The sequence below is a fragment of the Bartonella sp. MR110HLJHH genome (assembly GCF_042194225.1).
Classification (GTDB): Bacteria; Pseudomonadota; Alphaproteobacteria; order Rhizobiales; family Rhizobiaceae; genus Bartonella; species Bartonella grahamii.
Genome location: NZ_JBHIMQ010000002.1, coordinates 66,181 through 83,730 on the forward strand (window position 1 = coordinate 66,181; position 17,550 = coordinate 83,730).

At 41.0% G+C, this 17,550-nt stretch carries 14 protein-coding genes; 11 read left to right on the forward strand and 3 right to left on the reverse strand.

Annotated elements, in window-relative coordinates; genetic code table 11:
- Positions 1 to 86 precede the first annotated feature (86 nt).
- From ACFIKB_RS02175 to rimJ, 4 genes are all read left to right on the forward strand, one after another.
- On the forward strand, positions 87 to 722 hold the full coding sequence (locus ACFIKB_RS02175; RefSeq protein WP_375635511.1) for a thiamine diphosphokinase: 636 nt from the start codon (positions 87 to 89) through the stop codon (positions 720 to 722).
- 103 nt (positions 723 to 825) lie between these two features.
- A complete protein-coding gene (locus ACFIKB_RS02180; RefSeq protein WP_375652700.1) occupies positions 826 to 1,212 on the forward strand; it encodes a hypothetical protein in 387 nt (128 codons plus the stop codon).
- Positions 1,212 to 3,074: an ABC-F family ATP-binding cassette domain-containing protein gene (locus ACFIKB_RS02185; RefSeq protein WP_375652803.1), complete on the forward strand. Its 1,863-nt coding sequence runs from the start codon at positions 1,212 to 1,214 to the stop codon at positions 3,072 to 3,074. The genes ACFIKB_RS02180 and ACFIKB_RS02185 overlap by 1 nt, the downstream gene beginning before the upstream one ends.
- A gap of 558 nt (positions 3,075 to 3,632) precedes the next feature.
- The gene (gene rimJ, locus ACFIKB_RS02190; protein ID WP_375652805.1) at positions 3,633 to 4,196 is read left to right on the forward strand and encodes a ribosomal protein S5-alanine N-acetyltransferase; all 564 of its coding nucleotides are present in this window, start codon (positions 3,633 to 3,635) and stop codon (positions 4,194 to 4,196) included.
- Between the two features lie 541 nt (positions 4,197 to 4,737).
- Here the strand turns inward: rimJ and ACFIKB_RS02195 are convergent.
- Positions 4,738 to 4,998: a DUF2312 domain-containing protein gene (locus tag ACFIKB_RS02195; protein WP_005774567.1), complete on the reverse strand. Its 261-nt coding sequence runs from the start codon at positions 4,996 to 4,998 to the stop codon at positions 4,738 to 4,740.
- 263 nt (positions 4,999 to 5,261) lie between these two features.
- On the opposite strand from ACFIKB_RS02195, the gene ACFIKB_RS02200 reads away from it, so the two are divergent.
- Both ACFIKB_RS02200 and pyk read left to right on the forward strand, forming a co-directional pair.
- Complete coding sequence (locus ACFIKB_RS02200) at positions 5,262 to 5,750, forward strand: DUF1036 domain-containing protein (RefSeq protein ID WP_375644447.1); 489 nt, start codon at positions 5,262 to 5,264, stop codon at positions 5,748 to 5,750.
- Complete coding sequence (pyk, locus tag ACFIKB_RS02205) at positions 5,747 to 7,183, forward strand: pyruvate kinase (protein WP_375652701.1); 1,437 nt, start codon at positions 5,747 to 5,749, stop codon at positions 7,181 to 7,183. The genes ACFIKB_RS02200 and pyk overlap by 4 nt, the downstream gene beginning before the upstream one ends.
- Positions 7,184 to 8,497: 1,314 nt before the next feature.
- Here pyk and ACFIKB_RS02210 read toward each other — a convergent pair.
- On the reverse strand, positions 8,498 to 8,881 hold the full coding sequence (locus ACFIKB_RS02210; RefSeq protein ID WP_026500755.1) for a cell division protein ZapA: 384 nt from the start codon (positions 8,879 to 8,881) through the stop codon (positions 8,498 to 8,500).
- Between the two features lie 12 nt (positions 8,882 to 8,893).
- Positions 8,894 to 9,169 (reverse strand): DUF4164 domain-containing protein, encoded by a 276-nt coding sequence (locus ACFIKB_RS02215; RefSeq protein ID WP_005774573.1) that lies wholly within the window; start codon positions 9,167 to 9,169, stop codon positions 8,894 to 8,896.
- 334 nt (positions 9,170 to 9,503) lie between these two features.
- On the opposite strand from ACFIKB_RS02215, the gene tkt reads away from it, so the two are divergent.
- From tkt to ACFIKB_RS02240, 5 genes are all read left to right on the forward strand, one after another.
- Positions 9,504 to 11,510, forward strand: a complete 2,007-nt coding sequence (gene tkt, locus ACFIKB_RS02220) for a transketolase (RefSeq protein WP_375635515.1) — start codon at positions 9,504 to 9,506, stop codon at positions 11,508 to 11,510.
- A 202-nt stretch (positions 11,511 to 11,712) separates the two neighbouring features.
- Positions 11,713 to 12,720 carry a type I glyceraldehyde-3-phosphate dehydrogenase gene (gap, locus tag ACFIKB_RS02225; RefSeq protein WP_375652703.1) on the forward strand — a complete coding sequence of 336 codons (1,008 nt, stop codon included), beginning with the start codon at positions 11,713 to 11,715 and terminating at the stop codon, positions 12,718 to 12,720.
- Positions 12,721 to 13,235: 515 nt separating this feature from the next.
- Positions 13,236 to 14,429, forward strand: coding sequence for a phosphoglycerate kinase (locus ACFIKB_RS02230; protein ID WP_375652806.1), 1,194 nt, complete (start codon positions 13,236 to 13,238; stop codon positions 14,427 to 14,429).
- 128 nt (positions 14,430 to 14,557) lie between these two features.
- Positions 14,558 to 15,589, forward strand: coding sequence for a class I fructose-bisphosphate aldolase (locus tag ACFIKB_RS02235; RefSeq protein ID WP_375647357.1), 1,032 nt, complete (start codon positions 14,558 to 14,560; stop codon positions 15,587 to 15,589).
- Positions 15,590 to 16,417: 828 nt separating this feature from the next.
- Positions 16,418 to 16,669 (forward strand): hypothetical protein, encoded by a 252-nt coding sequence (locus ACFIKB_RS02240; RefSeq protein WP_375652704.1) that lies wholly within the window; start codon positions 16,418 to 16,420, stop codon positions 16,667 to 16,669.
- Positions 16,670 to 17,550 lie beyond the last annotated feature (881 nt).

Consider the following 17,550-nt stretch of genomic DNA (forward strand, 5'->3'; position numbering starts at 1 on the left):
ATATCACGCTTTTTGTTTATAAAAAATGACTCTCACTGATAAAAGGGTGCGCTATAAAGGAAATTTTGTGAAAGGCAAAGTATGGCATGACAACATTTACGATATTGTTAAATGGAGATGTTTGTATCACTGATCGCTTGCTTAATCAAATTCAAAACAGTCGGGTGATTGCTGCTGATGGTGGTATGCGTCATGCGGCAGCGCTTAATGTGTTGCCTGAGTTGTGGTTAGGCGATTTTGATTCATCGGATGAGAATTTAATACGCGAATATAGTCATGTTCCGCGTGAGATTTTTCCCTCTGATAAAGATATGACAGATAGTGCTCTAGCTTGCGAAAGAGCGCTGCAAAATGGTGCTAAAAAGCTTATTTTGTGCGGTGCTTTGGGAGGTGAAAGAAGTGATCATAGCCTTTCTCATATGACGCAAGCATTGGTGATGGCTGAAAGGGGCATTTCAGTGTTGTTGACAAGCGGTTTGGAAGAAGGCTGGCCGGTTTTGCCAAGACCTTGTTCGTATGATTTGCCTAAGGGATGTTTGTTTAGTATTATCGGTTTTTCTGATTTAAAAGGCTTAACTCTTGCAGGGGTAAAATGGCCAATTTGTGACAAAAATGTGTCATTTGGCTCTTCTTTAACACTTTCTAACCGTATTTTGGGAACCTTTTCTTGCCATTTAGGTTCTGGAAAAGCTATATTGTTAGCGTCTGTGCCTATTCCATAAAGCTCTTCCAATATATTTTGAATAAGGCAGGGGGGGGCCTAGTGATTAAGTGCCGACATAAACGATATATTATGTATTGATCTTGAGAAGGAAAGGTTTTGATATGTTAAAATCAATTTTTAAAGTGGCTGTTGTTTCAGCCATTGGTTTCAGTTCAGTCGCTTGTACCACAAACGATGAACGCGTTGCACGTTACGGCGTAGGAGGAGCAGCAATTGGTGCTTTGGCTGGAACTGCTATTGCTGGAAGTACTCCTGGAGCAGCACTTACCGGTGCAGCATTTGGTGCTTTGGCTGGAACAGTAACAGGTGCGGCTGCAAATCAAAGAAAACAACAAAGACAGGTATCACAATTGTGCACGTATCGTGGTCGTAGAGGGCATGTTTACCAAGCACCTTGTGCACAAAGAGTCCCTGTACGGCAATTGTGTGTTTACCGTGATGCAAGAGGGGTGATGTATAAAGCACCTTGTCCGCACCGCGTTCGTTAATGGCGCCGCCGCTCCTGCGGCTTGACCGCATTTTCTTAAATTTTGGAAAAACGCCTTTGCTCAATCAAGCTTGTTTATCGGTTGAGCAGGGGGCGCGTATCGCGCTGGTTGGCCGTAATGGTTGTGGAAAATCAACCCTATTAAAAATTGCCGCAGGAATATTAGAGCCTCATGGTGGCGAAATTTTTCGCCACCCGCGAGTGACGCTCCGTTATGTCTCACAAAATCCGGATTGTTCAGGATTTGAAGATATTAACGCTTATATGGAAGCGGGGCTGGACGATATATCTGATGTTCAGTGGATCAATACGCTTCGCACAAATTTAGGGTTTTCGGGGTCGGAAAAATTGGAAACGCTTTCGGGAGGCGAAAAGCGGCGTGTTTCATTGTTACAGGCCATTGCTGCAAAACCCGATATTTTATTCTTGGATGAACCAACCAATCATCTCGATTTACCAACCATTGAATGGCTGGAAGCTGTTTTATCGTCTTTGCGTTCAGCGATTGTGGTGATTTCCCATGATCGGCGATTTTTAGAAAATGTTACGCGGTCAACGGTATGGCTTGATCGTGGCACAACCAAAAGACTGGAAAAGCGTTTTTCAGAATTTGAAAGTTGGCGTGATAAGGCGTTGCAAGAAGAAGCCATTGAGCAGCATAAATTGGGGCGCCAAATTGCCCGTGAAGAACAATGGTTGCGTTATGGCGTGAGTGCACGGCGTAAGCGTAACGTACGGCGTTTAGGCGAATTAAAAAACTTAAGACAGCGTCATCAAACCTATAAAGGGCAGCCTGGAAATGCACTTTTGACAGCAGCGAAAAGTCATGAGTCTGGGCAATTGGTTCTTGAAGCAAAGAAAATTTCAAAATCCTATGGTGATCGCATTATCGTGAAAGATTTTTCTTTGCGTATTCAGCGTGGTGATCGAATCGGGTTGGTAGGACCCAATGGTATCGGAAAGACAACGCTCCTTTCTGCATTAATTGGGCAAGAAGCCGTGGATAGTGGAACGGTGAGGCATGGCTATAACCTTTCTATGGCATTGCTTGATCAGCAACGTATTTTAAATGAAGAAGAAACTTTAGCGCATTATTTAACGGGAGGAAGAGGTGATACTCTTGTGATCAATGGGCTGGAGCGGCATGTAGTTTCTTATATGAAAGACTTTTTATTTTTGCCTGAACAAGCACGCACTCCCCTTAAAGATTTTTCGGGGGGAGAAAGAGCACGCCTCATGCTTGCACGACTTCTTTCACGTCCTGCAAACTTTTTGATTCTTGATGAACCGACCAATGATTTGGATATGGAAACTTTGGATTTGTTGCAAGAATTTATTGCTGATTTTGCGGGAACAGTATTATTGGTCAGCCATGACAGAGACTTTTTAGATCGTACTGTAACGCATATGTTGGCACCTCAAGGTGATGGTCATTGGGTTTTGTATGCGGGCGGCTATAGTGATATGATGGCGCAAAACCAGCATGCTCTGAGTTTACAACGCAAAAAAACAGAATTATCGCAGCGTAAAGAACCTTCAAAATCTCATGTGGGAGAGTTTTCAAAGCAGGATTCATCAACAGATCATAGCTTGATAGTGCGGGAGAAAAAACCACGAGGTAAATTGTCTTATAAGCAGGTTTATGCATTGGAAAGATTGCCTGAAGAAATTGCTGTTTTGCAAAATGAAATCAAAAAAATTGAACAAGAGCTTTCTGATCCAGCCCTTTATCGCAGTGATAAAGAGCGTTTTGAGCGTTTATCAACAGCGTTGGAAAAAAAGAAAAATACTTGCACACAAAAAGAAGAAGAATGGTTAGAACTTGAAATTTTACGCGAAGAAATGGAAGCGTGTTCACGGTAATATCTAAAAAATTTTAAAAGATTTGTATTGCATCATCGCTTTTCTTGGATTTGTTACAAGAGTTTGTGGCTGATTTAGCGGGAACAGTGTTGTTGATGAGTTATGGCAGAAACTTTTTAGATCGCACTGTAACATGTAGCTTTTCAAGGCGATGGTCATTGGGTTTTGTATGCGGGTGCAGTGATATGATAGCGCAAAACAAGTATGCTCTGAGCTTACAAGGCAAAGAAACAAAACTATCTTTGCCGTGAGTTTTTTCAAAATTGCGTATAGGGAAGCACGCCAGTTCCATTGCATACTTTTCCAGTCCCCAATGTTGCTACAGCTCCCTTGGAACTTGAGAGCATTCATAAGAAACATTCCCTTATCTTTACCTTATATCCTAAATGCACCAACCCCGCTTCTGACGGAAAAGCAAATGATCTTCATTGATTCTAACGTGAGAAGTGTTGTGATGGGGAGAGCTTACTGTATTCGACGTTATGATTTAAGTTTAAAAATGATGATTTGTTAGGATAAATCAACGTGTTATTGTAACATTTCGAGGAGGAGAAAATGATGGCAATTAAAACAAAGCGAACAATTTCCACATTGATCGGTTTAGAAGATGCAGCTGAACTGTCTTCTTATTACCTCCGTAATGCGAATCATCTACGTCCTTTTGAACCTGTTAGATCTGATGGTTACCACAGCCTAACAGCTTGGGAAATACGAGCTAATGCATTTGCTTATGAAAGTGCACAAGGACAAGCATACCGATATGCCGTACGATTAAAAAATGAAAAAACAGTCATTGGTGTTGTGAATTTTACAAATGTGGTTCGTGGTGTTTTTCAAGCTTGTCATCTTGGTTTTTCTCTTGATGAAAAACAACAAGGCAAAGGTCTCATGTTTGAGAGTTTATTGGCTCTAATACGGCATATCTTTCATGTTTATCATCTGCATAGAGTGATGGCAAATTATATACCTGAGAACATAAAAAGCGAACGTTTATTAAAGAGCCTTCATTTTGAAAAAGAAGGCTATGCCAAAGACTATTTGATGATTTCTGGAAAATGGAGAGACCACATTCTAACCTCTCGAATCAATGATCTGTATGAGCCCGTTAATAGATTCGAATAAAGTTTTGTTAAAAGTTCTATCAAGGGGCTTTTTATCAAATGTGTAAATATGCCGAATTTCTGCCTATCCTAAAAGACGAAGATCCTTAACCACCTCTTCTTTTGTAAACAGTTCAGACTCTCATTTAGCGGATTTCAACCGCTAACCACTTTATATGTTTCTTTTCGTAGATAATGAATTGATTTATCATCATCATTCATTTTTTCAATTTGAAGGAAGAGAGTCCTCAATATCGTAAGACTTTCTCATTTCAAATCTATAGATGTTTAATCATAAAAATCACCTCTCTTGCACATCACAAACTGGATTGGCGTACAAGTGAGGGTTTGTGTGGATAAAAATGATTGGAGGACAAGGATAAAAATGCTCTGTATAAATCCTTTTAATATGAGGGCTGTTGCAATATTGTGTATTCTGTGACCGATAGTCTCGTTACAAGTTACACAAACTGCTTATTGTTGGGTGAAATTTTTATACATTCATTTTTTTTTGCATTTTGCGTTTTCTTTTCTTAAGAAAATTTCCAATGGTATCAATGATTTTAATTCATACCAAGCGCATTTTTATAAAGCTCAATGATTGCTTCTTCTTCCATTCGTTCGTGCTCTTCTTTTTTACGCAACCGTATAATGCTTCGAACAGCTTTACTATCAAAACCAGAGCCTTTAAGTTCAGTGTAAACGTCTTTAATATCATCAGAAATGGTTTTTTTCTCTTCTTCTAGTCGTTCAATACGTTCGATAAAAGAGCGTAATTGGTTTACGGATATAGCGTGTGTTTGATCGGTTACTGTATCGTTCATTGTATTTTTCTCCAAGTTATATATTTTAAGTTGTTTTTCGACGACGAATTTATGTTGAAAAAGCTTGAAAAACAAAAAGTAAATCAAGCTACACTGTTTTTTTACAAATTGACTTTAAATATTTTGTAAAATTTTTAAGATATATGCATTGATAAAAGGGCTATAAAAAGAAAAATATAAAAATATACGTTTTAGACTTGAAAAGCTTTTGAAAAAGAAGTGTGTAATTTGTTTTGAGAATTTGACATCATAGAGGAAGTTTTGTGATTTTAAAAAAACGATATTGGGTGTTTCAAAAAGGATTAAAGGTTTTTCTCTTGAGCATTTTGCTCTTGTTTCCCCTTGTTGTTTTTGCAAAAGCTGACTTTAGGGTTTGTAATACAACCCAACAGTCTGTAGGGGTTGCTCTTGGATATCGTACATTTTCAGGGTGGGTGAGCGAAGGCTGGTGGACGGTACCCGTGACGGAGTGTAAAACCTTAATTGAGGGGCCACTTGCTTCACGGTTTTATTATTTTTATGCGGAAGGGGCACAAAAAAAAGGGAACTGGGCAGGCTCTGTAACCATGTGTGTGCAAGATAGCCAATTTACCATTCAAGGGGTTCATGATTGTTTCCCTCGAGGATATCAAAAGGCTGAATTTAAAGAAATCGATACCGGAAATCAAACCAGTTGGATGGTACAGTTGACGGATGAGTCTTTGTTAAACAATTCTGTTGTCCCTTCTCTTTCAGGAAATGCTCCGCCGTGAAACGTGCACGTAAAGTGAAAATTATAGCGACTCTTGGTCCTTCTTCTTTTTCCAGTGAAATGATTGAGAAGCTTTTTAGGGCAGGAGCAGACGTTTTTCGTCTTAATATGAGCCATACTGACCGTGATATGATGGTTGATTTGGTCAAGTCTATACGAGAAGTTGAAAAAACAGTTCGGCGACCCATTGGTATTTTAGTCGATCTTCAAGGGCCAAAACTGCGTGTGGGTCGTTTTACTAAGGGTCAAGAAGATTTGCGTGTTGGGCAAAGCTTTACGTTAGATAATCGCGATGTGTCAGGTGATGCACAGCGTGTTTTTTTCCCTCATGAGGATGTATTTTCGGCAGTTAAACCAGGGGATCGGTTGTTGATTGATGACGGAAAACTGGAACTGCGTGCGCAAGTTTGTGATGGTCATTCTGTACAGTGTCGCGTGGTTGCTGGAACCCGTATTTCTGATCGAAAGGGTGTCAGTTTTCCCGATACAATTTTGCCTTTTGATTCGATGACGTCAAAAGATAAAGAGGATCTTCAGACTCTTTTACAGCAGCCTGTTGATTGGGTTGCTCTTTCTTTTATTCAACGTCCAGAAGATATTATAGCGGTACGTCGATTGACGAAAAGCAAGGTGTCTTTGATGGCTAAAATCGAAAAGCCTCAAGCCTTGGAGCATATAGAGAAAATTATTGATGTATCCGATGGTATTATGATTGCACGGGGTGATCTTGGAGTGGAAATGCCTTTGGAAAGGGTTCCTGCACTTCAGATGGAGCTCATAAAAGCTTGTCGTTTAGCAGGAAAGCCTGTTGTGGTGGCAACACAAATGCTCGAATCAATGATCTTATCTCCTGTTCCGACACGCGCAGAAGTGTCGGATGTTGCTACAGCAGTTTATGCAGGAACAGATGCGGTGATGTTGTCTGCTGAATCTGCTTCTGGTCGTTATCCTGAAGAAGCCGTGCTTATGATGGATCGAATCGCGCGGCAAATCGAACAAGATCACACTTATGCAGCTCAGGTTGGGGCACAACATCCAGCACCAGAATCAACAGGAACAGATGCGATTTCTCTTGCCGCGCGTCAGATTGCTGAAACACTTGAATTAGCAGCTATTGTTGCCTATACGGCTTCAGGAACAACGGGGGTGCGCGCCTCTCGTGAACGTCCCAATAGACCGATTATTGCTTTATCTCCCATTGTGGAAACAGCACGGCGTTTAGCTTTAGTTTGGGGGCTTCATTGTGTGGTTGCGCAAGATGCACGGAATTTAGAGGATATGGTTGATCGTGCAGCAGCCATTGCATTTCAGGAAGGTTTTTGCAAAGGGGGAGATCGCTTTCTTGTGACAGCTGGTGTTCCCCTTGGAACGCCTGGAGCGACAAATCTCTTGCGTATTGCTTCTGTCTCTCAAGATGGAACGAAAGGGATTTGAGCCGTTTACGCATGGTGTTTTTTCATGCGCCTTTGAACAGGCTTTAAACACAACGCGTGTGCGCTTTTTGTGAATGCTTCCATAGACCTATTATTCTTTTATCTCCCATTGTAAAGATAGCAAGGCGTTGCTTTAGGTTGTCAGGTTTGGGGATGGGAGCAGATGCGGTGATGTTGTCTGTTGATTTTGTTTTAGTTCTGAGGAAGCTGCTTTTACGGTAGGGCATTTAATGGGAGACTCCCTTTTATTTCATTGAGGCAGGCATAGTGGGGATTGCTTTATTGATGTTTATACGAGCGAGATGTTCATTAATAATGAGAGTTCATTCTTTTGCTTTTTGAATGAGAGCCTTGAAATTTTTCTCATTTTAAACTTTTGCAAACAGAATTGAATAAAATTAAAATTATGTGCCTAAAAAGTCATGCTTGTACGTCACAAGTGGGGGGGCTTGTGGGTAAAAACTGTACAAGAAAGGCGCCTCTCTTATGAATCGTTTTAAGAGCCAAGGGGGCTGTTGCAATATTGGGGGCCGGTTATAATGATGGTGCTGGTTTGCTCTTTCTTTTATTAAGCGTGGAGATTTTGAGGACTGGGGAGAGAGATATGGATGGATTGTTTGTTATAAGGATAAAGATGTTGGTAGAGAATGTTTTCAAGAGCTATTATTGTAGTTTATGATGTTTGAAGTTGTCGCAGATTAACATAATCTTCGGGTTTGGCTTTCTTCTTGCTCTAAAGGATGAAAATACTAAAGTTCACGCTGGTTTATAAATGATACGGTTCTTCTTAGGAGGGTTTCATCTGATGGACATTCTAGGTGCAAAGACTCCATAGTGCTTATATTATCAAATGGCGGTGCTTTACGGTATAATAGATAAGGTTATTTTTTAAATATATCTTAAATCTGCTTGATATTATCTAGGGGTAAGGACTTTTGGTATGCATTCATAGGGAACATGAATATAGTTCTTTTTCTCGAAGGATGCTTTATTTGTTTGTTGCTGTTGTCATTTATATGACTTTTTTTACAATGATGTTGGTTTTGTTATCTTGTTGCGCTGTTAAAAGGCATCTCATTTGAAGGATGGTGATATAAGGTTGCCTCCTTGATATAAGAGGTGTTTGTGCAGGGGTGAAATATTCAGAGTCGGGTTTTTTTGTTGAGTTTTAAGTTTATCCCATAAGTGGTGAGTAGCTGGAATCCTCTCTATAAAAAACTGGACCATTTACAGACTGGTGTGGGTTTAAGAGTTTTTATCCTGTGAGGTGTAGCGGACAAGTAAAATCACTGGTTTGTTACGCGCTGATGTACTTTTAGAAATCTTCCTGTTCCTGTTCTTGAAAGTTTGTGCTGTTTTGATCATCTTTGAGCAATTGGTTGGTGAGATTTTCAATGCGTTGTGTGGTGTCACGCATAATTTTCCCCATGGTGCGGTCTCTTTCGTTGTGGAGTCGTAAAAGAGCATTGTAGTCTTCTTGTAGTTTTTTATTTTCTCGTTTTATTTCTTCCATTTCATCGATAATCATTATGCCAGCCATAACCGATAAACGATGGTCGCCAATTTCACCAAAATTGTTCTTTAAATGTGTGATATATTGATCCAATTGAGCAGCAAGCGCGATAAGACGACGTTCTTGTCCTTTATCACAAGCCATGCGATAAATTTTACCATCAATGGTAACGGAAACAGTTTCCATACATTCAAACCTTTATCTATCAATGACAACACGAATTGTTTCCATTGCTTTAATAAGACGTTTGGAAACTTCTTTGTTTACGGACTCTAAGCGTTCAATTTGGGCTTCAGCTTTGTCAAGCGCTTGGGCAAGATGGCTACGGTCAGCATTCATTCGTTGAATTTCTTCTTCCCATTCGTTATTTTTATCAATAACGGCATTGCGGTTTATTATTGTGATCTCTAAAGTTCTAAGTGCTTTTTCTAGGTGCTCTAGAGCATCTTGTAGAACCGTCGTTTCTTGGTTCATTGCTTTTATCCTTTAGGTAATTGTATCCTTTATCAATGTGTTATGCAAAAACGAATCACTTTCAATTTTGTATTGTGTGCATTTTATTTTTAAGTATGTAGGATATTTTAGCAAGCAAAGCAGGGGATAGATATAAATTAAAAGCTGGATTTTTTGCGCGTATTGGCATAAATGACATGGATATACAGGACGCGTGAGGGGAATGTTGTTAATGTTATTGAAGTGGTGGCAAAAAGTTTCACGCTAATGGTTAAAAAATAGTATTCCTTGAGAATTTTAAGAGAATACGGAAAAAGCAACAGAATAACGTATTTAACGAAATGGTCGATTATTCATGACAAATACCCACCAACAGAATCAGATGGCCAATGCTATCCGTTTTCTTGCTATTGATGCGATTGAAAAAGCAAATTCTGGTCATCCGGGCTTGCCAATGGGGGCAGCCGATATTGCTACGGTCCTTTATACACAATTTCTTGCTCATGATCCTAAAAATCCTCGCTGGCCTAACCGTGATCGTTTTGTGTTATCGGCGGGGCATGGGTCTATGTTGCTTTATGCTCTCTTGTATCTTTCTGGTTATGAAGATCTCTCTCTTGAGGATCTCAAAAATTTTCGCCAGATAGGGTCTAAACTTGCTGGGCATCCAGAATATGGGCATATTGCAGGAATCGAAACAACCACTGGGCCACTTGGACAAGGGTTGGCAAATGCTGTGGGAATGGCGATTGGTGAGCGTTTGCAAAATGCCCGTTTTGGTGATCTCATCAATCATTACACTTACGCGTTGGTGGGTGATGGATGCCTTATGGAAGGGATATCTCAAGAAGCGATTTCCCTTGCTGGCCATTTGAAACTCAATAAGTTGATTGTGTTGTGGGACGATAATAATATTTCCATCGATGGAGAGATTTCACTTGCTGATAGTACTGATCAGATTGCGCGTTTTAAAGCTTCTGGTTGGGAGACCCATAAAGTCAATGGGCATGATCAAGCAGCAATTGCGCGGGCTATTGAGGCGGCACAAAATTCCGATAAACCAACTTTGATTGCTTGTAAAACAACAATTGGTTTTGGAGCGCCAAATAAAGCGGGTACCAATAAAGTTCATGGAGCTCCTTTGGGCGCACGAGAAATCACTGAAACCCGTATCGCTTTAGGGTGGGAGGCTGAGCCTTTCGTTATTCCAGCCGATATTCTCGATAGTTGGCGCTTGGCTAGTCTCAATGCTGCTAAAAAACGTCAAAAGTGGGAAGCAAAATTTGCTGATCTTCCTGTCTCAGAGCGTGTGGAGTTCGAAAGATTGATGCGAGGCGATCTCGTGGGTGGATTTGATGGCGCTATTGATACTTATAAACAAAAACTGGTTGAAGAGCGCCCCGTTGTTGCTACGCGTAAAGCCTCGGAAATGGCTCTTGAAGTGATCAATGAAGTCGTTGTTGAGACCATTGGTGGTTCGGCTGATCTAACCGGATCTAATAATACAAAAAGCAGCCAGATGAAAAGTATCTCTGCTGAAGATTTTTCAGGGCGCTATCTGCATTATGGAATTCGCGAACATGCAATGGGAGCCGTGATGAATGGTCTTGCCCTTTATGGCGGCTTTATTCCTTATGGGGGAACCTTTTTATGCTTTTCTGACTATATGCGTCCCGCTATGCGGCTCTCTTCTTTGATGGGATTGCGGGTGATTTATGTCATGACTCATGATTCCATTGGTCTTGGTGAGGATGGTCCTACCCATCAACCCGTGGAGCATTTGGCTTGCCTGCGCGCAATGCCTAATCATCTTGTGTTCCGCCCTGCTGATGCTATGGAGACAGTTGAGTGTTGGCAATTGGCTTTGAAAGCACGCAAAACGCCTTCTACCTTGGCTTTGAGTCGACAAAATCTACCGCTTTTGCGTCAAGAGTATGAAGAAGAAAATCTCTGTATGCTCGGTGCTTATGAATTCCTAACAGCTAGCGATGATGCACAAGTGACGCTGTTTGCTTCTGGTTCAGAATTGCAAATTGCGGTGGAGGCACATGCGGTGTTAGAAGAAAAAGGCATTCCAACGCGTGTGGTTTCTGTGCCTTGTTTTGAACTCTTTTCTCAACAATCTCTCTCCTATCAGCGTGCTCTCATTGGAGATGCGCCGATTAAAATTGCCATTGAAGCTGCTGTCGCCCAAGGATGGGACCGTTTTATTGGCTGTGATGGTGTGTTTATTGGTATGGAGGGCTTTGGGGCAAGTGGAACAATTGATGCCCTTTATGCGCATTTTGGTATTACTTGTGAGAATGTGGTCGCCACTGTTGAAAAAGAGCTTGGAAAGATCAAAGAGGAAAAAACAAAATGACAGCTTGTGTTGTCATGAATGGGGTGGTTTTAGGGTATCATATTCTGTGCAGTGTTCTGGATGATCTTGTGCATTATTGTGGATAAGTGAGTGAGTGATCAAGATATTGACATTGTGGGAATTAATGATTTGGGATTGGTGAAATACCCATTTATTGTGTTTTAAATGTTGTGCTTAAAAAATTGATGAGGAAACATGTGAAATGACAGTTCGTGTTGCAATTAATGGGTTTGGTCGTATTGGTCGCAATATTTTACGTGCACTTGTGGAAAGTGAACGGAAAGATATTGAAGTGGTCGCAATTAATGATTTGGGATCGGTGGAAACAAATGCCCATTTGTTGCGCTATGATTCAGTTCATGGGCGTTTCCCTGGGACCGTTAAGGTGGTAGGGGATGCCATTGATGTGGGGGGTGGTTTAATAAAGGTATGCGCAGAGCGTGATCCTGCTCAATTGCCTTGGAAAGATTTGGATATTGATATTGCTTTAGAATGTACGGGCATTTTTACTGCGCGTGATAAAGCAAGTGCTCATTTGGATGCGGGGGCAAAGCGTGTTCTTGTTTCTGCGCCTTCTGAAGGAGCAGATCTTACGGTCGTCTATGGGGTTAATCATCAATCTTTAAGCAGCGAGCATCGCGTTGTTTCAAATGCTTCTTGTACAACCAATTGTTTGGCGCCTGTTGCACAAGTCTTGCACAACACGGTGGGCATTGAAAAGGGCTTTATGACAACAATCCATTCTTATACGGGTGATCAACCTGTGTTGGATACAATGCATCGTGACCTTTATCGTGCACGTGCGGCAGCTCTTTCTATGATTCCTACCTCAACAGGAGCGGCAAAAGCTGTGGGATTGGTCTTGCCAGAATTAAAGGGATTGCTTGATGGTGTATCGATTCGTGTTCCGACCCCTAATGTTTCTGTGGTTGATTTGACATTTACCGCTAAGCGTTCCACAACAATCGAAGAAATTAATACAGCCATTGCTATTGCTGCACAATGTCCTTTGAAGGGCGTTTTGGATTATACAGAAGAAAAACTCGTGAGTTGTGATTTTAATCATAATCCTCATTCAGCTATTTTCCACAATGATCAAACAAAAGTGATTGATGGTAAGCTCTGTCGCGTTTTGGTTTGGTATGATAATGAATGGGGCTTTTCTAACCGTATGAGTGATACGGCTGTGGCTTTTGCTAAGACAATATAAGAGGACCTCAGGGTCCTCCTTTTTATAGGAAAAAGTCTCATTTTTGTACAATTTTGAGAACAACAGATAGAGGCTGTTGTTCTCATGCGCTGGAGAGAAGAAACTATTGAAAAATTGATGGTGTGTTTTGTTTTAATACTGGGTCAATACGTGCTTTTAAAAGCTGCATGAAAGAGTAAACTTTGAAAAAGTAAGATCTGAACGAGACACTCTTTGAGAAAACGTCAGAAAATTAGGAGATGTAAATTCTTTTGCCTAGAAGTAAAAGGAAGCTTTAATAGAGATCAAGTTGAGCCAATGCATTTGTTTGCCACAATGGGATATGAAGATTAAGAGCAATGGTGGGCTTTTGTACATTTGATGATGAAAGCTTTGGCTTTTCAGAAGCAGAGGGTGAGAGATGGGCTGTCGTGGATCTCTTGTAAAAGCAAAGAGGGGATAAGTGGAAAGAAAAGTGGGCAGGGTTGTTGGATGCGTTTTTATTTGAAACAATGGAAAGTGAAGAGGAAGCAGTGATGGGGTTTCGTACACTTGATGATGTTGATGTCACTGGAAAACGTGTTCTTGTGCGGGTGGATTTTAATGTGCCAATGGCGCAGGGCAAGGTCTGTGATACGACACGCTTAGAGCGACATAAAGAGACACTCGTTGAGCTACAAAAGCGGGGTGCTAAACTTATTCTGCTTTCTCATTGTGGTCGCCCCAAAGGAAAGGTAGAGCCAGAGTTTTCACTCCGTCCTGTTGTGCAAGTGCTGGAAAAGATCATTAATCAGCCTGTTTCTTTTGTTCCTGACTGTATCGGTTCGGTGGTGCAGGTTGCGGTTGAGTCATTACAAAATGGGGGTGTTTTACTGCTTGAAAATGTTCGTTTTTATGCTGGTGAAGAAAAGAATGATTGTTCTTTTGCGGAAGCTTTGGCTCATAATGGGGATCTCTATGTCAATGATGCTTTTTCAGTTTCTCATCGTGCCCATGCTTCGGTGGAGGGAATAACGCATTTGTTGCCTTCTTATGCAGGGCGCTCTTTGCAAGGTGAGATGCAGGCGTTAGAAAAAGGACTTGGCAATCCAACACACCCTGTGGTTGCCATTGTGGGAGGAGCGAAAGTTTCCAGCAAGCTTTTTGTGCTCAATCATTTGGTGGAAAAGGTTGATCATCTCGTGATTGGTGGGGGCATGGCTAACAGTTTTTTAGCAGCGCAAGGTGTGTCTGTTGGTAAGTCACTGTGTGAACATGCGCTGATGGACACGATAAAAAAAATCATCAAAAAAGCGCAAGAGTGTCAATGTACCCTTCTGCTTCCTCAGGATGCTGTCGTTGGATTTCGCTTTGAAAAAGATGCACCGCATCGTCTTTATGACATTGAAGATATTCCACAAGATGGCATGATATTGGATATTGGGACACGCTCTATTGCGCATATCAATACTGTAATAGATAAAGCTGCTACTCTTGTGTGGAATGGACCCCTTGGTGTTTTTGAAATGTCTCCTTTTGATAAGGGGACCATTGCAGTTGCACGCCATGCAGCAGAACGTAGTTTGACGGGAAAGTTGGTTTCAATTGCGGGAGGGGGCGATACAGTTTTTGCTCTTAATCATGCTGGTGTTGCCAATGATTTTACTTATCTCTCGACTGCTGGAGGGGCTTTTTTAGAATGGATGGAAGGTAAGGTTCTGCCTGGCATTCTTGCCCTTATGCAGGCTTAGAGGGCTTCTTTGAAGAAGAAGGTTAAAGAAAAACTATACGGTCGTTTAAGGGTGTTTTGATAGTGTTGCGCACTTTTGGAAGTTTAAGACAAAATGAAATTTTAAGACAAAATAAAGAGGAATTTTTTATGAATGAACGGCTTGAAGATATTGCACTTGCTTTGGTGCATGCGGGTAAAGGTATTTTGGCGGCAGATGAAAGTACGGCGACCATTGGAAAGCGATTTGAAAGCATTGGTGTTGAATCCAATGAAGATAGACGCCGTGCTTATCGTGAAATGCTTTTTAGTACAAAAGAAGCAATGGAAAGCGCCATCTCTGGGGTTATTTTATTTGATGAAACCATTCGGCAAAAAGCATCAACTGGGAAAATGTTGACGGATCTTATTCGGGATGCAGGCGCTTTGCCAGGGATTAAAGTTGATACCGGTGCAAAACCCTTGGCCGCTTTTCCACAAGAGACAATTACCGAAGGGTTGGATGGTCTTCGTGAGCGGCTAAAAGACTATTATGCTTTGGGAGCACGTTTTGCTAAATGGCGTGCGGTAATTGCTATTGATGAACACACTTTGCCAACAAGAGGCGCAATAAGACAAAACGCACAAGCTCTTGCACGCTATGCTGCTTTGTGTCAGGAGTTCAAGATTGTGCCGATTGTTGAGCCCGAAGTGTTGATGGATGGACCATCGTGTGGGCATTCCATTACACGCTGCTTTGAGGTGACAAAAGCTGTCTTACAGACCGTTTTTAAAGAATTGTTTGAAGCTCGTGTTCTTTTGGAGGGGATGATTTTAAAACCCAATATGGTGATTGATGGAAAGGATGCCCGCAACGCTTCTGTTGAAGAAGTTGCTGAAAAGACCGTCCAGGTGCTTAAACAGACTGTTCCTGCCGCTGTTCCAGGAATTGCTTTTCTTTCTGGAGGACAGTCTGATCAGGAAGCAACGGCGCATTTATCTGCCATGAATTCTTTGGGCGCATTGCCTTGGAAATTGACTTTTTCTTATGGACGGGCATTGCAAGCAGCTGCTTTAAAAGCATGGGCTGGAAAAGATGAGAATATTGCTGTTGCACAGAAGGCATTTAGTCATCGGGCTTTGATGAATCATCTTGCGGCTTTGGGACAATGGACAACAGAACGAGAAAAAGCCTGCGCTTGAAGCACAAGCCTTATACCTAAATGCGGAGAGGTTTTACATGTTTCTGCGTGATTTTGGGTGCCCTCATCATGATAAAAATGGCGGGGGCGTTTCAGGCTTGAAAGCTTTCTCAGAGAGTTTTCTCCTTGGACCTTTTAAAAGTCTCTAATGGGTACTATCAAAAGATAAGATTGCGCAAGAGGTCCGATTTCGGGAAGGGGAGATGGTGCTTTAAAGGAAATTTGTGAATGCGCAGCATCTTAGTATGGTGTCGTTCATGGGTGGGCACTTGCTTTTTGAATGAAAATCATAAAGCTAAGACTGTATTGAATAGTTTGATCTTGTGATATTTTTTCTTTTTCATGTTATCATTACTTGTCATCAGCAGAATTCATTTGATTGCAGTTTCAAAGGTGGATTAAGCGGGTAGATTAGAGAGTTGCGATGTCTGAGTGGATTTTAATATACAGCTTATGAAGTTTTTGTGCGTCAGGATAGCTTCCTCTGCAAGGTGGGTGGCTTTTTATTGACGAACGGATTGAATAACTCTTGCTAACAAAATAGATTTGCATCTCAATAAAACACCTATTTTTCGTTAAAATGAATAAATTTTTCTTGTATTTTATGATGATATAATTACAAATAGCTAATTTTACAGCATTTTGGTTTAAAATGGGGGGAGTTGTGGACAGCATATCTTCTAAGAATACAAGCACAAAAAGAAAAAATCGATACGCAGAACAGAGCTTTTCTGTAATTATGATGCGAAAATTGTGCAATATGGTGCGTAGAGTATTCGCTGTAATATTTGGAGTGTTTACTTTCATAATTTTTCTTATCCTGTTCCGCATGCGTAGACCGGTTCATGCCGTACTAAGCTTCTTTGCGGGTGCGAGCGGATTAACGTGCTTTTTCTTTTTTGTCGGATACTACTTACAACGCCGCGAAGCAACAGCAGATGAAGCCGGTATATCGTTCACATTAATCTTAGCAATTGGTGAAGGCGTTTTTTCTATTTGCTGCATGTATGCTGCATGGGGTTACGACGCTCTCTTATTCCGTTTAGCACCTCCTGAGTATGAAATTATTCTCTTTGAATAAATAGAGTGCAATTCGTTTGTGTATAAATCAAGATGAGAGGCTGTCTGCCTCTCAAATTCTTAATAATCGCTCTCCAAAATCGTAACATTAGACCTGCGTTTAATGAGAGGACTAACAAGCCTTGGTCCTTAAGCTCAAGGAAATCCTTTAAAGGTTGCGTCTAACGGCATCCTTGACCTTAAGACACCCAAACGGCTTATTTTGTTTTTCTCATGCGGCTCTGAAATCATGATATAAGGGGAAAGCTTCTCATGGTGCCTAAATGGTACCTTATCGTGTGTTAAATGGAAAAATCAGAAAAAGCATTTTTATGCAATATAATCCAATTATGATTTTTTGATTTAAACATAAAGGACTTAAAGTTTTCTACAAGCTGATACGATAAAAGGGGGAAGGTCGCCTATACTGAGCAACTAAGGCGTATTTTAGGTGCTTTTGATATAGCTATATCTCCAGATGACTTTGAATGACTTATCCTTTTAGCTCTATTCACTACAAGGTCATTTTGAGGGCTATTGGTTAATGATTGTAAAGGAAAATTAGCACGTAATATTTCGCTTTGCTGGTATAGATGCTGAATGAGTTAATTATCCAGAGGATCACTGAAGAGGGAGTGCTAAAAAATGGTGGAAAATCCTCTGTACCTCGGTGAACTCGTGGTTGAAGATATAATTGTAGAACTTGGCTTATCTGTGACTGAAACAGCTGAACGGTTTGAAAGGGTTAGGGTGTTAGTTCTGCAGACGCTTAGCTCACTATACAAAAACATTATGATTTGGTGTAAGCTTTAAAACATAAATACCTTAAAAATATATCCTCTTTGTACATGTTTCTACCATCGTTAATGTGCCTTCTTAAAGCACGACAAGGGGGGGCTATAA

What these genes read in the sequence shown, in the direction of transcription:
- ACFIKB_RS02175 (WP_375635511.1), top strand. Translation starts at nt 87, where the DNA reads ATGACAACATTTACGATATTGTTAAATGGAGATGTTTGTATCACTGAT.
- ACFIKB_RS02180 (WP_375652700.1), top strand. Translation starts at nt 826, where the DNA reads ATGTTAAAATCAATTTTTAAAGTGGCTGTTGTTTCAGCCATTGGTTTC.
- ACFIKB_RS02185 (WP_375652803.1), top strand. Translation starts at nt 1,212, where the DNA reads ATGGCGCCGCCGCTCCTGCGGCTTGACCGCATTTTCTTAAATTTTGGA.
- rimJ (WP_375652805.1), top strand. Translation starts at nt 3,633, where the DNA reads ATGGCAATTAAAACAAAGCGAACAATTTCCACATTGATCGGTTTAGAA.
- ACFIKB_RS02195 (WP_005774567.1), bottom strand. Translation starts at nt 4,998, where the DNA reads ATGAACGATACAGTAACCGATCAAACACACGCTATATCCGTAAACCAA.
- ACFIKB_RS02210 (WP_026500755.1), bottom strand. Translation starts at nt 8,881, where the DNA reads ATGGAAACTGTTTCCGTTACCATTGATGGTAAAATTTATCGCATGGCT.
- ACFIKB_RS02215 (WP_005774573.1), bottom strand. Translation starts at nt 9,169, where the DNA reads ATGAACCAAGAAACGACGGTTCTACAAGATGCTCTAGAGCACCTAGAA.
- tkt (WP_375635515.1), top strand. Translation starts at nt 9,504, where the DNA reads ATGACAAATACCCACCAACAGAATCAGATGGCCAATGCTATCCGTTTT.
- gap (WP_375652703.1), top strand. Translation starts at nt 11,713, where the DNA reads ATGACAGTTCGTGTTGCAATTAATGGGTTTGGTCGTATTGGTCGCAAT.
- ACFIKB_RS02230 (WP_375652806.1), top strand. Translation starts at nt 13,236, where the DNA reads ATGGGGTTTCGTACACTTGATGATGTTGATGTCACTGGAAAACGTGTT.
- ACFIKB_RS02235 (WP_375647357.1), top strand. Translation starts at nt 14,558, where the DNA reads ATGAATGAACGGCTTGAAGATATTGCACTTGCTTTGGTGCATGCGGGT.
- ACFIKB_RS02240 (WP_375652704.1), top strand. Translation starts at nt 16,418, where the DNA reads ATGCGTAGACCGGTTCATGCCGTACTAAGCTTCTTTGCGGGTGCGAGC.